This window comes from Tateyamaria sp. (assembly GCF_039945315.1).
Taxonomy (GTDB): domain Bacteria; phylum Pseudomonadota; class Alphaproteobacteria; order Rhodobacterales; family Rhodobacteraceae; genus Tateyamaria.
The window spans coordinates 13,022-25,958 of the sequence record NZ_JBDUXB010000049.1; the positions used below are offsets into that span (position 1 = coordinate 13,022).

Consider the following 12,937-nt stretch of genomic DNA (forward strand, 5'->3'; position numbering starts at 1 on the left):
CAGAAATGAGCGGCCTTTTTTCGATTAAAACACCTTAAGCATTCCGGCATTGCCATATTCGAACAAACTTGTTTCCCTAGCCCAGCGAAGGGGGACCGCACGATGACCAAGAAAACGATCACCGTTCACGGCCACGACATGGCCTATGTTGAGGAAGGCAGCGGTAAGCCTATCGTCTTGCTGCATGGCAACCCGACTTCATCCTATCTCTGGCGCGACGTCATCCCCGAACTGACCTCTCTGGGCCGGTGCATTGCGCCCGACCTGATTGGCATGGGCGACAGCGCGAAACTGCCCGATCCCGACATCGACACTTACACGTTCGCCACTCACAGTCGCTACCTCGCCGGGTTCATGAAGGCGATGGGGCTGGACAGCGACGTGCTGCTGGTCATCCACGATTGGGGGTCTGCACTCGGCTTCGACTGGGCCAGCCATAACCGGGACGCTGTGCGCGGCATTGCCTACATGGAAGGGATCGTGCGGCCCATCGCAGACTGGCATGAGTTTTCGCCCGGTGGCACTCCGATCTTTCAAGGCCTGCGTTCAGATGCCGGCCCCGAGATGATCCTCGACAAAAACGTCTTTATCGAACGCATTCTGCCTGGCTCGGTCCTCCGCGAGTTGACGGATGACGAGATGGACACATACCGGGCCCCATTCGAGGCGCGCAATGATCGTTGGCCAACACTCACTTGGCCGCGACAGATTCCAATCGCGGGGGACCCGGCAGATGTGGTCGCGCGTGTGCAAGCCTATGGCGACTGGATGGCCAGCAACGACCTGCCCAAACTGTTTATCAACGCAGAGCCCGGAGCCATCCTCATCGGAGGGGTCCGCGAATTTTGCCGTACATGGCCCAATCAGACAGAGGTGACGGTCAAAGGCATCCACTTCATTCAGGAAGACTCAGGCCCCGAGATCGGAAAGGCCATTGCCGACTGGATCGCAGCAGAACGGCTTTAGATCTTTATCTACGATTTCAGGCAGACCAGCGGCCTGAGGCCAACAGCGCAAGACAGTCACTCGGATCATGCGCTGCGAATGGCTGGATTGAGCTCAAAATCGCCGTTCATCCGGTCCATCAGAGCGGACCGTTTTACTTTCGACGCGCCATCACATGGTCCATTGTAAGGCTAAGCACCTCAATATTGTTCTGATTATATGTCCGGTAGCGAAACCGCACAGTTCCCCGATCGGGTTTTGAACGCGATGGTGTGAGGGCCTCGACAGTGACACGCGCATGAAGCGTGTCGCCGGGGAACACAGGAGCGAGCCACCGCACTTCGTCCATGCCATGCCCGCCTAAGTTGGTTCCGGTCAGCACACCAGTGTCACGAAACAGCCGAAACGTGAGCGCAATCGTTTGAAAGCCACTGGCAATGAGGCCACCGAAAATCGACTCTGTCGCCGCAACCTTGTTCACGTGAAAGGGCTGCGGATCGTGCGTGAGTGCAAAGTCAATAATCGCGCCTTCGGTGAGTGTGATCCCGCCGCTCTCGAATGTATCTCCAACCGACAGATCGTCGAAGTATTTGCCGCTAGTCATACCAAGAGGATAGGCAAACGTAGAGTTGCCGGTCAATGATGTCCCTTATGTATTGTGTGCATTGCGCCAACCGCGCCAGTGTCTGGCTTCGTCCGCATAACGGACATAGAGCAATAGGAGCCGGTCTATCGGCAGCCTATGGGGCGGCGATCCCACTTGGCCGCTGAAGTGCTTTATGGCGGCCAAACACATCTTTCCGAACAGCTGTTTTCGACAGGTTTTGTAGCTCCAACCCGCAGTGACGTGCTGTCGATGGACCTGCGGGAATGACGCCCCTCGAGCCTGTGCTCTTCAGCGCTTCGTTCAAACGTGACCCGCGCATAGGACATCTTCCCTTCATCCTTTGTTAACGAACACCGCCGCACGCCGCGTTAACCCGCCCTGTTCCGGCAAAAGTGCACACTGCCGTGTACGTTCGGTGCACAGTCTGTGTACAGGCTGTGCTTTACCCAAGCCCTTGTTTTCAGGGGTTTAACACCTCGATCCTCCAAACTCGTGCCTTGGTGTTGCGCACACGCGCTTGTCGCCCCCGCCGCCGGGCCGTATGCTGCAGGGCGGCATGTGGGCAGGAGGCCTCAATGAAACTGATCGTCGGCCTTGGCAATCCGGGCGCCAAATACGCCCGCAATCGCCACAACATCGGCTTTATGGCGCTGGACATGATCGCAGCAGATCATGGGTTTCCTGCATGGAAGTCCAAACATCAGGGCGTGGTGTCCGAAGGGCGGTTCGGGTCCGACCGCGCCGTGCTGCTCAAGCCTGAAACCTACATGAACAAGTCCGGGGATTCCGTCGGAGCCGCGATGCGGTTTTACAAACTGGAACCCGAGGATGTCATTGTTTTGCATGACGAAATCGACCTCGCCCCCGGCAAAGTCAAATGGAAAGTCGGCGGCGGACACGCCGGGCACAACGGCCTGCGCTCGATCCACGCCCATATCGGTCCCGACTACGCCCGTGTGCGCCTCGGCGTCGGTCACCCGGGCCACAAGGATGCGGTACCGGGCTATGTTCTGCGCGACTTTCCCAAGGCAGACGCCGAGTGGCTGGATGACGTATTGCGAGGCTGTTCAGACGGTGCGCCGCATCTGGCAAAGGGAGATGGATCAAGATTCATGAACGCCGTTGGTATGCGCCTCTCTCCCCCTCGGTCGAGCAGCGCTGAGAAAAGCAAAGCAAAACCAATAACTTCAGCGGAAGAACCATCTGCGGAACCAGACTCGCGCAGCACGTTGCAAAAGCTGCTGGACCGCTTTTCATGAGCCTGATCCAAGCCTTTCGGGACCAATCCGAAACATGCACCCGGATGGGCTCTCCATTGATGGGGCGGGTGTTAAGCATCCTTGCCGAACACTGGGATGCAACCACCGCACTGGGTCGAAAAATGTCAACCTATGAGGGGGATATCGGCCCTGCAGGTCACTCACTGCCTTTGCGTATCTGTGGTGGTTTGCACGCCCTTGTCCTGCAACAACGGGACGGTGCACTGCCCGCAGCCTATCCGCCAAACACGGTCTCTGATGCAGCACTTGAAGGCGCAGTACTAAACGCTCTGAAATCACACGAAGACTTCCTGATCGACTGGACACAAAGCCCACCCCAAACCAACGAAGTGCGACGCAGCGCAGCCCTGATTGCTATGGCGCATGTGGCGCTGTCACACTTTGATCGTCCAATCGTTCTGTCCGAACTCGGAGCCAGTGGCGGATTGAACCTGATGTGGGACAAGTTCGCAGTGCAGACCAACGCCACAACGCTAGGCCCCAAGGATGCTGTTCTGACACTGACCCCAGAGTGGAACGGAAGCACGCCTCCTGCCGTTGTTCCACGGGTTGTGAGCCGGTTAGGAGTGGACCTGAACCCGTTGAATGCAAAGGATTCTGACGATCTTTTACGCCTCACCGCATATCTGTGGGCGGATCAGCCGCACCGGCTGGCCCTGACCCAAGCGGCTGCAGGTGCAATGGAGGCCCAGGTCGAAAAAGGTGATGCAATCAAGTGGTTGGAGGCACGTCTTGCAACGGTTCCTAATGGGCACATGCATATCATTCAACACACGGTCGCATGGCAGTATTTCCCGGGACCAGCCCAACGCAAGGGCACGGCCCTGATCGAAGCGGCAGGCGCACGGGCGACCCCCGAGACCCCGCTGGCGTGGATGCAAATGGAGACAGATGGCGACACGACAGGTGCAGTGGGCGCTGCTCTGACGCTCCGTCTGTGGCCGGGAGATGTTACACTGCATCTCGGGCGCGCAGATTTCCACGGACGATGGATCAACTGGACCGGTTAACGGTCAAAAGGCGATCCGTCGAAGTAACACTTCAAACCAAGGATAAACCTCAGCACATGTTTTTATATGGGATCGTCTTGACCGCTGTGGTGTTGATAACCACTGGGCTATTGATCGGAATCTGGAAGCGGGAAGAGATCAAACGCCTGCTCGTGGTCCACTCGCTGTTCAAAGAACACCGGATCGTATCGAATTTCTCCAACATGGCGGTGGGTTTTCTCCACACAGAAATCCCCAAAGGCGATGGGCCTGTCAGCCCCCTGCCCCAAGGCGCCCCGATGACCATGCCGGCCAGTTATGCCCAATGGGTCAAAGAGCACACGGTCACTTCCTTACTGGTGCTCAAGAATGGTCAGATGGTGCATGAGGCCTATTACCAAGGGACGTCTGCGGATGATTTGCGGATCAGCTGGTCCATCGCCAAAAGCTATCTGTCAGCGTTGTTCGGCATTCTGGTGCACGAGGGGGCGATCCCGTCCCTTGAAGAACCGGTCACAAAATACGCCCCCAGTCTCGCCGGAGGGGCCTATGAAACTGCCACCATCCTCGACGTGCTGCAAATGTCGAGCGGCATCACCTTTGACGAAGATTATCTGGCGTATCGCAGCGATATCAACAAGATGGGGCGTATCCTTGCCTTGGGCGGCACCATGGACGGGTTTGCCAAGGGGCTTCACGACACCTTTGCCGCGCCCGGAGAGACTTGGCAGTACACCTCCATCGACACGCATGTTCTTGGCATGGTCCTGCGCGGTGCGACTGGGCGCGATATCGTTGATCTGATGAGCGAAAAGGTGATCGCGCCGCTCGGTTTGGAGCAGACACCGATCTATCTGACGGACGGCGTCGGTGTCGAATTCGTGCTGGGCGGGCTCAACTTCGCGACACGCGATTATGCGCGGTTCGGACAGATGATTCTACAAAACGGTAACTGGCAAGGTCAGCAGATCGTGCCTTCGGAATGGGTCGCGGCCTCGACTGGGCTGCGCGTGCCTACCCCGCCAGATGAGATGGATTATGGTTACCAGTGGTGGATCCCCAAAGGCGCCAAGCCCGGGCAGTTTACGGGACGTGGAATTTACGGTCAGTACCTCTACATTGACCAACCAGCGGGCGTGGTTATCGTGTGTACAGCGGCTGACCGACGCTTCCGTGAGGACGGCAGACCTCAACTCAACATCGACATGTTTCGCGAGATTGTCGCAGCAACGAAAGAATGAACACAATGGAGCCAGAGGACAGCATCAACGTTTTGGGCACCGATCTGACGGTCTGCGGGATGGACCCGGTCACTGGCTTTTTTCGTGACGGGCATTGCAACACGTGCGCGGCCGATCAGGGCAGCCATACGGTTTGCGCGGTAATGACGGCCGAGTTCCTCGCCTTTTCGAAATATGTCGGCAATGACCTCAGCACGCCACGTCCAGAATACAACTTTGCAGGCCTGAACCCCGGCGACAACTGGTGCTTGTGCGCTGCTCGTTTCCTGCAAGCCCACGATGAGGGGTGCGCACCCAAGGTCAGTCTTGAGGCGACGCATCAGCGCGCTCTGGACATTGTGTCTCTGGAAGTGTTGCGGGAAAACGCAGCCTAGCCCAGCGGTCCGTCCATCAGGTCATCGATAAACAGGCTGAGCAGTTGCGGACGCCCGGACACCCCTGCCTTGCGGTAAATGGCGTTGGTTTGCGCCTTGACGGTACCTTCTGAGGTGTCGCGAAAGGCGGCAATATCCTGCGTGCTGAGCCCCTTGATGGCGAACAGGGCCACGTCGCGTTCTGCGGGCGTCAACTTCCATTCATCAAAACGATCTTCAAGCAGATCCATAAATGCGCCTGAAGCAGCGCGCAGCTGTCGCTCTACCTGTGTCGTGCGCTTCCATGTCCAACGAAGCATGATCGCTCCGACGACCGCGCCCAACAGCAAACCAACCGCAGCGCCAATCTCGATCAACTCCATGATTTTCCAGTCAAATGGCGTAACAGGGATGCCGAGGACAGTCACCATAATCTGCGAAATGAAAAAAATGGCGCAAAGCACCTGTACGACAAATACGGCTATCAGAATTCCGCGGCCCACTACTCGACTGCCCTGCGCTTGCGATGATCAGTCGTCATCGCCATCATCTCCGTCGCTATCCCCGCCGTCGCTATCGCTGTCACCGTCGCCATCATCGCCGTCACGGTCGTCATCGTCGCGATCATCGTCATCATCGTCATCGTAATCTTCGCGGTAGTCGTCATCGTAGTCATCGTCGTCGTCATTTTTGCCCGCTTCACCGCCCCCGGCCTCGCCCGAGGGCGGGTTAAACAGAGTCTGGCCCTCGCCCCTGCTCCGCGTGCGCCAATAGTCGCGCAGGATTTCTCCGGTCAGTGGATTGATGATGATTTCTCGTACCATGTCCCCTCGGCGCGACACGATGCGAGAGCGTCCCAGCCACGTCCGAGACACTTCGATCTGATTGAACCCCTGCTCACTGAGTTGGCGGATTACGTTGTCTTCGGCAGGGCCACCCGATACCGGGCCTGACAAGGCGAGGCACACAGCACACACGGAAAGCCAACCGCGCATCATGCCGCACGCCACGCTGTGACGCGCCGGATGACCGGCGCGTCTTTCGTGTTTCCCTCAACGACAGACCAAGCGGTCTGATCAGTCGTCGTCATCATCATCGTCGCCGTCATCATCCTCACGATCGTCGCTGTCGTGATCATCGTCGTCATCGTCATCGTAATCTTCGTCGTCATCATCACCATCATCGTCGTCTTCATCGTCATCGTCGTCCAGAAAATCACTGTCGCGCGTGCCGATTTCGATGGGCTGACCTTCCACAAATGTGCCCACGAAACGTTCCGTTCCCTGTTTGAGGATCTCACCAGTTTCACGGTCATAAACGACTTCGAGCTTTGTGATGTCTCGAACAGATTCTAATTTGGTCTGTGTCAGACCATTCTTGATCTCGACGGTTTCAAAACCTTGCTGCCTCAAGGTTTCGACAACGCGGTCGTTAAAGCTCTGAGCGTAGGCAGGAGCAGTTACCAGCACGCCCAGTGTCGTGCCAAGCAAAAGTGCAGTTTTCATATCGTATCCTTTCTTGATGCCAAGGACGCATCGACATGGCGTCCACTGGGTCAAGAAAGGCCCTTGAAGGGCGGCTCGGGAATCGCCCACGGGTTTAAATCACTGTGGGTAAACCCCAGTGAAATGGCCATAAACCTGAGTTTAGTCGCCCGCTCTGACACACGGGAGGGGTCACACTGTCTATTCGACGTTGCGCCCTTCGGGACCTGTCATGTCAAAGCCAAGCGCGCGGGCCACAGTAAAGATGTCCTTGTCGCCCCGCCCGCACATGTTCATGCAGATGATGTGATCGCACGGCAATTCTGGGGCGATTTTCATGACATGGGCGAGCGCGTGGCTGGGTTCGAGCGCAGGGATGATCCCCTCGAGCGTGCAGCATAGCTGGAACGCCTCCAGCGCCTCTTTATCGGTGATCGAGACGTATTGCGCCCGCCCGATGTCATGCAGCCAGGCATGTTCAGGGCCAATGCCCGGATAATCTAGCCCCGCCGAGATGGAAAACCCTTCGAGGATCTGCCCATCATCATCTTGCAGCAAGTAAGTGCGGTTGCCATGCAGAACTCCGGGACGCCCGCCTGTGAGCGAAGCGCAATGCTCCATCTTGGCGTTCACGCCCTTGCCACCGGCCTCAACGCCGATAATCGCAACCTCTTTGTCATCGAGAAAAGGGTAAAACAGGCCCATCGCGTTGGATCCGCCGCCGATGGCGGCGATGACGGTATCGGGAAAGCGTCCCTCAGCCTCCGTCATCTGGTCGCGGACTTCTTTGCCAATGATGCTCTGGAAATCACGCACCATGGCTGGGTACGGGTGAGGACCGGCAACTGTGCCGATGCAATAGAACGTGTCGCGTACGTTTGTGACCCAGTCGCGCAAGGCGTCGTTCATCGCGTCTTTCAGGGTGCCACGCCCAGAGGTCACGGGGATCACTTCCGCGCCCAGAAGCTTCATCCGGAACACGTTGGGGGCCTGACGTTCGACATCATGCGCGCCCATGTACACCACGCATTTCAGACCAAACTTTGCACAGACCGTCGCCGTCGCGACCCCGTGCTGACCAGCACCGGTTTCCGCGATGATACGTGTTTTGCCCATGCGGCGCGCCAGAATGATCTGGCCCAACACGTTGTTGATCTTGTGCGCGCCAGTATGGTTCAGCTCATCCCGCTTCATGTAGATTTTGGCACCACCCAGATGCTCCGTCAGCCGCTCTGCGTGATAGAGGGGGCTGGGGCGACCCACATAGTGCTTCCAAAGGAAATCCATCTCGGCCCAGAACGAGTCGTCTGTTTTGGCCTTTTCATACTCTTCTTCAAGGCTCAGGATCAGCGGCATCAGCGTTTCGGACACGAAACGCCCCCCAAAGTCGCCGAAACGGCCCCGTTCATCAGGGCCTGTCATGAAAGAGTTGAAAAGGTCGTTTGCCATGTGGCCCTCGCGCGTTCAGATAAGATCGCGTTTATACCCGATATGCGAAGGGGTAAAGCCGAGGCGCTGGTAGAAACGGGCTGTATCGGTGCGACTTTTGTTCATGGTCAGTTGCATCAGCACGCAACCTGCTGCACGGGCACGCGCCTCGGCATCCGCGATCATCGCTTCGCCGATCTTTTGGCCACGCAAGTCGCTGGCGACTCGCACAGTTTCAATCTGTGCACGCCCCGCGGCTTGTAGGGACAGGCCAGAGATAAATGTCAGCTGATAGGTCGCGATGATACGCCCGTCATGCGCACCCACGATCAGGTGATTGTTTGGTTCGCGACGCATCCGTTCAAAGGCCGACATGTAATGTGCAAGATCAAGCCCCTCACGCTCTGCCCCCAACACGTCGTCTGTCATCAACGCCAGTATGTCAGGCAAGTCAGTAGCCGTGGCATCGCGAAATGACACCATCAGATGTCCCGAGCGGCGGCCAGAAAACTTTGGATCAACCCGCTGTCCTTGTGTCCGGGCGCTGTTTCCACCGCAGAGCTCAGGTCGACTTGCCGCGCACCGGTCACCCGCACCGCTTCGGCCACGTTGTCTTGCGTCAACCCGCCAGCGAGCATCCAAGGCACAGGCCAACGACGCCCAGCAATAAGCGTCCAGTCAAAGGTGGCACCATTCCCACCCGGCAAATCCGCACCTTTCGGTGCTTTGGTGTCGACAAGCAGTTGATCCGCAACAGCACCGTAAGAATCGAGCGCCGCAATATCGCTTGCGTCACCCACGCCCACGGCTTTCATCACCGGCAGGCCGTAACGCGCCTTGATATCGGCCACGCGCTCAGGGCTTTCAGAGCCGTGCAATTGCAACATGTCCAGTGGGACAGTCGCCGTCAGGTTATCCAGAAAGGCATTATCAGCGTTCACCACCAACGCAACCTTGGCCACACCCGGTGGCACCTCAAGCGCTAGGGTGCGCGCTTGCTCAAGGCTCACATTGCGGGGGGACTTGGGGAAAAACACGAAACCGATGTATTTCGCGCCCGCCTCGACAGCAGCGGCCACGTGCTCGGCCTGGCTGAGGCCGCAAATTTTCACAGACAGGTCGGACATACGACGCGGTTTAGCTTGCCTCGTCGAGCAGGGCCAGCACTTCGTCTTTGCCCTCGTGCTTTTCGTTCTTGAGGCGCTTCACCTCGCGCTCAAGCCGCCGCACTTCACGCGCATTGCGCGCGTTTTCCGCGCGCACGGTATACTCGCGCATCCATTCCCAGACAAAGCCGACCAGCAATCCAATCAGAACGCCGCCAAAAATTACAATGAACAAAGGAAGTTGAACGGTAGGCGTAACAGCAAAAAGGCCCGCAATTTCATCCGGCAACATGTGGAGGGTGACCATATTGCGATTAGCCAAAGCCACGGCAATCAGTGCAATGCCAAAAACCGCGATGCACGCATAACGAACGTAGTGCATCAGGCCTTCCCGTTAAGTCGATCACGCAGCAGTTTGCCCGTCTTGAAAAACGGAACGTGCTTTTCTTCGACATCAACGGTCGCGCCGGTGCGCGGGTTGCGCCCTACGCGCGCATCACGCTTTTTGACGGAGAACGCGCCAAAGCCGCGTAGTTCGACCCTGTCGCCCCGCGCCATGGCGTCTGTCACTTCGTCAAAGATGGTATTCACAATGCGTTCGACATCACGCTGATAGAGGTGCGGGTTTTCGTCTGCGATTTTTTGGATCAGCTCGGACCGGATCATGGCATTCCCCCTCAAAACGATGCGACGTTTTGTTACAGATTTCTCGAGCGACTATAGGAACAATTTTGCGGCCCGTGAATAGCAAGGCGTTGGTTTAGGCGGATTTTTAGGCTGCGAAATGCCGTCATTCTGCTACGCTGCCCATGAAATCACCCGCCCGTAGCGTTCGGATTGCCCCAGCCTCGTTTGTTTCTTCCTGTGGGTCGCGTGTTGATTCGGGCGCTGGTTGAGCCTGTTTGAAACGTAAAAGGGGGGCCGTGAAGCCCCCCTTTTTCGAATGTTCTGGCAAGGCCCGCAGGCCCGTCCTTACTCGTCGGTTTTCAATGCCGCGCCAAGGATATCGCCCAAGCTCGCACCGGAGTCAGAAGAGCCATACTGTTCGACGGCCTCTTTCTCTTCTGCAATCTCGCGCGCCTTGATGGACACACCCAGACGACGGGTCTTGCTGTCGATGTTGGTGATGCGCACATCCACCTTGTCACCGACCGAGAACCGCTCGGGGCGCTGTTCGGCGCGATCACGGCTGAGGTCAGAGCGGCGGATGAAGGACTTCATGCCTTCGTATTCCACTTCGACACCGCCATCTTCGATCGCCGTTACTTCGACAGTCACGATCGAACCGCGCTTCACGCCGCCAACCGCTTCTGCGAACTTGTCACCACCGACACCTTTGATCGAGAGCGAGATGCGCTCTTTCTCAACGTCGACTTCAGACACAACCGCGCCGACCATGTCGCCCTTGCGGTAGTCCTGAATGGCTTCTTCGCCACGCTGGTCCCAAGAGAGGTCGGACAGGTGTACCATGCCGTCGATGTCGCCAGGCAGACCAACGAACAGACCGAATTCGGTGATGTTCTTGACTTCGCCTTCGACTTCGGTGCCCTCGGGGTGCGTTTCTGCAAACACTTCCCATGGATTACGCTGAGTCTGTTTCAGGCCCAGAGACACGCGGCGCTTGGCACCGTCGATTTCCAGAACCATGACTTCGACTTCTTGGCTGGTCGACACGATTTTACCCGGATGGACGTTCTTCTTGGTCCAGGACATTTCAGAAACGTGCACGAGGCCTTCGACACCGGGCTCGAGTTCAACAAAGGCACCGTAATCCGTGATGTTGGTCACGCGGCCTGTGTGGTTGGATTCCAGCGGGTATTTCGCGGCCACCAGATCCCATGGATCTTCTTGCAGCTGTTTCATACCAAGCGAGATGCGGTGCGTCTCTTTGTTGATCTTGATGACCTGCACCTTGATCGTTTCGCCAATCGTCAGGATTTCCGACGGGTGGTTCACACGACGCCATGCCATGTCGGTCACGTGCAACAGACCGTCTACACCGCCAAGGTCCACGAACGCACCGTATTCAGTGATGTTCTTGACCACGCCGTCGACTGTCTGACCTTCAGTCAGGTTACCGATAACTTCGGCGCGCTGTTCGGCGCGGGATTCTTCAAGGATGGCACGACGTGAGACAACGATGTTGCCACGACGACGGTCCATTTTCAGAATCTGGAACGGCTGCTTGAGACCCATCAGTGGCCCTGCATCCCGCACGGGGCGCACATCAACCTGAGAACCGGGCAGGAAGGCCACGGCGCCGCCGAGGTCAACCGTGAAGCCACCTTTGACACGGCCAAAGATCGCGCCTTCGACGCGTGCTTCGCCAGCGTAGGCGGTTTCGAGACGATCCCAAGCTTCTTCACGGCGTGCCATCTCGCGAGAGATAACCGCTTCGCCCTTGGCGTTTTCGGCCGAGCGCAGGAAGACTTCCACTTCATCGCCAACTGCGATTTCAGGGGCTTCACCGGGGTTTGCGAATTCTTTGAGCTCGACGCGGCCTTCCATCTTGTAGCCTACGTCGATGATGGCTTGACCCGCTTCGATCGCGAGTACTTTGCCTTTGACGACAGACCCTTCTTCGGGTGTGTCCATTTCGAAGCTTTCTTCAAGGAGGGCTTCGAATTCCTCCATCATTTTATCAGCCATGTGGCGTCGGTTTCCTAACTATTTCTGTTTTTCACGGGCCGTGCGGTTGTCTCCGCCGGTCTTGATCGGGTTCATTGGTCAGATGCATCAGCAAAACAAAGAGGGCCGGAATAGTCCGACCCTGCTCTTCTCGATGTCTTGCGTGGTGTTTACACCTTGGCGACGAGCGCGCGTATAGCGTCAGTTGCGGCTCAGGGCAATAGGCGTGATGCAAAGCTCTCCGAACCGCAAATACTCCAGAGTGCTCGCCTTGGCGGGTATCAGATCTCCTCACCCAGTTCCTGCAACTCTTTCAAAAGTTCCTGATAGATCCCGTTGCTGTCTCCGCCCCCATAACTGAGCGCCCCGCCGGAATAGGTTTGCCCGTAGGTGCGCGCCACGTTGATAGTCTGGACAAACGCCGACAACAGCTGGTCCTTTTCGAGTGGACTAAGGGGGTGAATAAACACCCCCCACAAACGCCCCTGCGCCACCGCATATCGAGCATCAAGCGCGGTGTCGAAATTTGCCTGCATCAGACGCATCAGTTCATCCGTTGCCAAACCCTCAGCAGACCGGATCGGGACCATAGCGCGCATACGGTCAGCGATCGGGTCTGCAACGACAAACAATGGAATGTCGTCAATCACGAACTGGATGGCATTGCCTGCAGCCTGCGCTTCAGGGTCAATCGCACGGATAATCTCAGCCATCCTTACCATCGTCATCGGTGGTTCGGTCGTCGGTGGGGACTGAGGGGCCTCGCCGTCTTGCGCAAACGCGAAGGATGCACAGACGAAAAGGGCAGAGAGCAAAACAATCAGGCGAAGCAAGCGCAGTGGCATAGGGCGAAACCTTTCGTATGATGACGAAAGG

The 12,937-nt window shown here is 57.3% G+C and carries 16 protein-coding genes; 5 read left to right on the top strand and 11 right to left on the bottom strand.

Features of this window, described 5'->3' with window-relative positions; all coding sequences use genetic code 11:
- The first annotated feature begins 102 nt into the window (after nucleotides 1-102).
- Nucleotides 103-966 carry a haloalkane dehalogenase gene (locus ABJD00_RS15015; protein ID WP_413832213.1) on the top strand — a complete coding sequence of 288 codons (864 nt, stop codon included), beginning with the start codon at nucleotides 103-105 and terminating at the stop codon, nucleotides 964-966.
- A 133-nt stretch (nucleotides 967-1,099) separates the two neighbouring features.
- On the opposite strand, the gene ABJD00_RS15020 is transcribed toward ABJD00_RS15015, so the two are convergent.
- The gene (locus tag ABJD00_RS15020; RefSeq protein ID WP_413832215.1) at nucleotides 1,100-1,585 is read right to left on the bottom strand and encodes a MaoC family dehydratase; all 486 of its coding nucleotides are present in this window, start codon (nucleotides 1,583-1,585) and stop codon (nucleotides 1,100-1,102) included.
- 542 nt (nucleotides 1,586-2,127) lie between these two features.
- Between ABJD00_RS15020 and pth the strand changes: the two genes are divergently transcribed.
- Genes pth through ABJD00_RS15040 form a run of 4 tightly spaced genes read left to right on the top strand, consistent with a single transcriptional unit; the run spans nucleotide 2,128 to nucleotide 5,436 of the window.
- Nucleotides 2,128-2,811 carry an aminoacyl-tRNA hydrolase gene (gene pth, locus ABJD00_RS15025; protein ID WP_413832217.1) on the top strand — a complete coding sequence of 228 codons (684 nt, stop codon included), beginning with the start codon at nucleotides 2,128-2,130 and terminating at the stop codon, nucleotides 2,809-2,811.
- A complete protein-coding gene (locus ABJD00_RS15030; protein WP_413832219.1) occupies nucleotides 2,808-3,842 on the top strand; it encodes a DUF2332 domain-containing protein in 1,035 nt (344 codons plus the stop codon). The genes pth and ABJD00_RS15030 overlap by 4 nt, the downstream gene beginning before the upstream one ends.
- 56 nt (nucleotides 3,843-3,898) lie before the next feature.
- A complete protein-coding gene (locus ABJD00_RS15035; protein ID WP_413832221.1) occupies nucleotides 3,899-5,062 on the top strand; it encodes a serine hydrolase domain-containing protein in 1,164 nt (387 codons plus the stop codon).
- A 5-nt stretch (nucleotides 5,063-5,067) separates the two neighbouring features.
- Nucleotides 5,068-5,436, top strand: coding sequence for a DUF2237 family protein (locus tag ABJD00_RS15040; RefSeq protein WP_413832437.1), 369 nt, complete (start codon nucleotides 5,068-5,070; stop codon nucleotides 5,434-5,436).
- On the opposite strand, the gene ABJD00_RS15045 is transcribed toward ABJD00_RS15040, so the two are convergent.
- The 10 genes from ABJD00_RS15045 to ABJD00_RS15090 all read right to left on the bottom strand — a co-directional run bounded on the left by ABJD00_RS15045 (nucleotide 5,433) and on the right by ABJD00_RS15090 (nucleotide 12,906).
- Nucleotides 5,433-5,918: a helix-turn-helix transcriptional regulator gene (locus ABJD00_RS15045; RefSeq protein ID WP_413832223.1), complete on the bottom strand. Its 486-nt coding sequence runs from the start codon at nucleotides 5,916-5,918 to the stop codon at nucleotides 5,433-5,435. The two genes, ABJD00_RS15040 and ABJD00_RS15045, sit on opposite strands and share 4 nt — an antisense overlap.
- Nucleotides 5,919-5,945: 27 nt before the next feature.
- On the bottom strand, nucleotides 5,946-6,413 hold the full coding sequence (locus tag ABJD00_RS15050) for a hypothetical protein (RefSeq protein WP_413832225.1): 468 nt from the start codon (nucleotides 6,411-6,413) through the stop codon (nucleotides 5,946-5,948).
- A 78-nt stretch (nucleotides 6,414-6,491) separates the two neighbouring features.
- Nucleotides 6,492-6,920, bottom strand: coding sequence for a PepSY domain-containing protein (locus ABJD00_RS15055; RefSeq protein WP_413832227.1), 429 nt, complete (start codon nucleotides 6,918-6,920; stop codon nucleotides 6,492-6,494).
- A 180-nt stretch (nucleotides 6,921-7,100) separates the two neighbouring features.
- Nucleotides 7,101-8,348 carry a tryptophan synthase subunit beta gene (trpB, locus tag ABJD00_RS15060; RefSeq protein WP_413832229.1) on the bottom strand — a complete coding sequence of 416 codons (1,248 nt, stop codon included), beginning with the start codon at nucleotides 8,346-8,348 and terminating at the stop codon, nucleotides 7,101-7,103.
- Between the two features lie 15 nt (nucleotides 8,349-8,363).
- Complete coding sequence (locus tag ABJD00_RS15065; RefSeq protein ID WP_413832231.1) at nucleotides 8,364-8,810, bottom strand: GNAT family N-acetyltransferase; 447 nt, start codon at nucleotides 8,808-8,810, stop codon at nucleotides 8,364-8,366.
- A complete protein-coding gene (locus ABJD00_RS15070) occupies nucleotides 8,810-9,454 on the bottom strand; it encodes a phosphoribosylanthranilate isomerase (RefSeq protein WP_413832233.1) in 645 nt (214 codons plus the stop codon). Before ABJD00_RS15070 ends, ABJD00_RS15065 begins: the two co-directional genes overlap by 1 nt.
- A gap of 10 nt (nucleotides 9,455-9,464) precedes the next feature.
- Nucleotides 9,465-9,815 (bottom strand): lipopolysaccharide assembly protein LapA domain-containing protein, encoded by a 351-nt coding sequence (locus ABJD00_RS15075; protein WP_413832235.1) that lies wholly within the window; start codon nucleotides 9,813-9,815, stop codon nucleotides 9,465-9,467.
- Nucleotides 9,815-10,099 (bottom strand): integration host factor subunit beta, encoded by a 285-nt coding sequence (gene ihfB / locus ABJD00_RS15080; protein WP_413832237.1) that lies wholly within the window; start codon nucleotides 10,097-10,099, stop codon nucleotides 9,815-9,817. The genes ABJD00_RS15075 and ihfB overlap by 1 nt, the downstream gene beginning before the upstream one ends.
- A gap of 306 nt (nucleotides 10,100-10,405) precedes the next feature.
- Nucleotides 10,406-12,067, bottom strand: coding sequence for a 30S ribosomal protein S1 (gene rpsA / locus ABJD00_RS15085; RefSeq protein ID WP_413832439.1), 1,662 nt, complete (start codon nucleotides 12,065-12,067; stop codon nucleotides 10,406-10,408).
- Nucleotides 12,068-12,342: 275 nt separating this feature from the next.
- Entirely contained in the window at nucleotides 12,343-12,906 is a 564-nt protein-coding gene (locus ABJD00_RS15090; RefSeq protein WP_413832239.1) for a hypothetical protein, read from the bottom strand.
- Nucleotides 12,907-12,937: the final 31 nt, after the last annotated feature.

Coding starts and splice junctions, on each gene's coding strand:
- ihfB (WP_413832237.1), bottom strand. CDS start 10,099: ATGATCCGGTCCGAGCTGATCCAAAAAATCGCAGACGAAAACCCGCAC.
- ABJD00_RS15070 (WP_413832233.1), bottom strand. CDS start 9,454: ATGTCCGACCTGTCTGTGAAAATTTGCGGCCTCAGCCAGGCCGAGCAC.
- ABJD00_RS15035 (WP_413832221.1), top strand. CDS start 3,899: ATGTTTTTATATGGGATCGTCTTGACCGCTGTGGTGTTGATAACCACT.
- ABJD00_RS15040 (WP_413832437.1), top strand. CDS start 5,068: ATGGAGCCAGAGGACAGCATCAACGTTTTGGGCACCGATCTGACGGTC.
- trpB (WP_413832229.1), bottom strand. CDS start 8,348: ATGGCAAACGACCTTTTCAACTCTTTCATGACAGGCCCTGATGAACGG.
- ABJD00_RS15050 (WP_413832225.1), bottom strand. CDS start 6,413: ATGATGCGCGGTTGGCTTTCCGTGTGTGCTGTGTGCCTCGCCTTGTCA.
- ABJD00_RS15075 (WP_413832235.1), bottom strand. CDS start 9,815: ATGCACTACGTTCGTTATGCGTGCATCGCGGTTTTTGGCATTGCACTG.
- pth (WP_413832217.1), top strand. CDS start 2,128: ATGAAACTGATCGTCGGCCTTGGCAATCCGGGCGCCAAATACGCCCGC.
- ABJD00_RS15090 (WP_413832239.1), bottom strand. CDS start 12,906: ATGCCACTGCGCTTGCTTCGCCTGATTGTTTTGCTCTCTGCCCTTTTC.
- ABJD00_RS15055 (WP_413832227.1), bottom strand. CDS start 6,920: ATGAAAACTGCACTTTTGCTTGGCACGACACTGGGCGTGCTGGTAACT.
- rpsA (WP_413832439.1), bottom strand. CDS start 12,067: ATGGAGGAATTCGAAGCCCTCCTTGAAGAAAGCTTCGAAATGGACACA.
- ABJD00_RS15065 (WP_413832231.1), bottom strand. CDS start 8,810: ATGGTGTCATTTCGCGATGCCACGGCTACTGACTTGCCTGACATACTG.
- ABJD00_RS15015 (WP_413832213.1), top strand. CDS start 103: ATGACCAAGAAAACGATCACCGTTCACGGCCACGACATGGCCTATGTT.
- ABJD00_RS15030 (WP_413832219.1), top strand. CDS start 2,808: ATGAGCCTGATCCAAGCCTTTCGGGACCAATCCGAAACATGCACCCGG.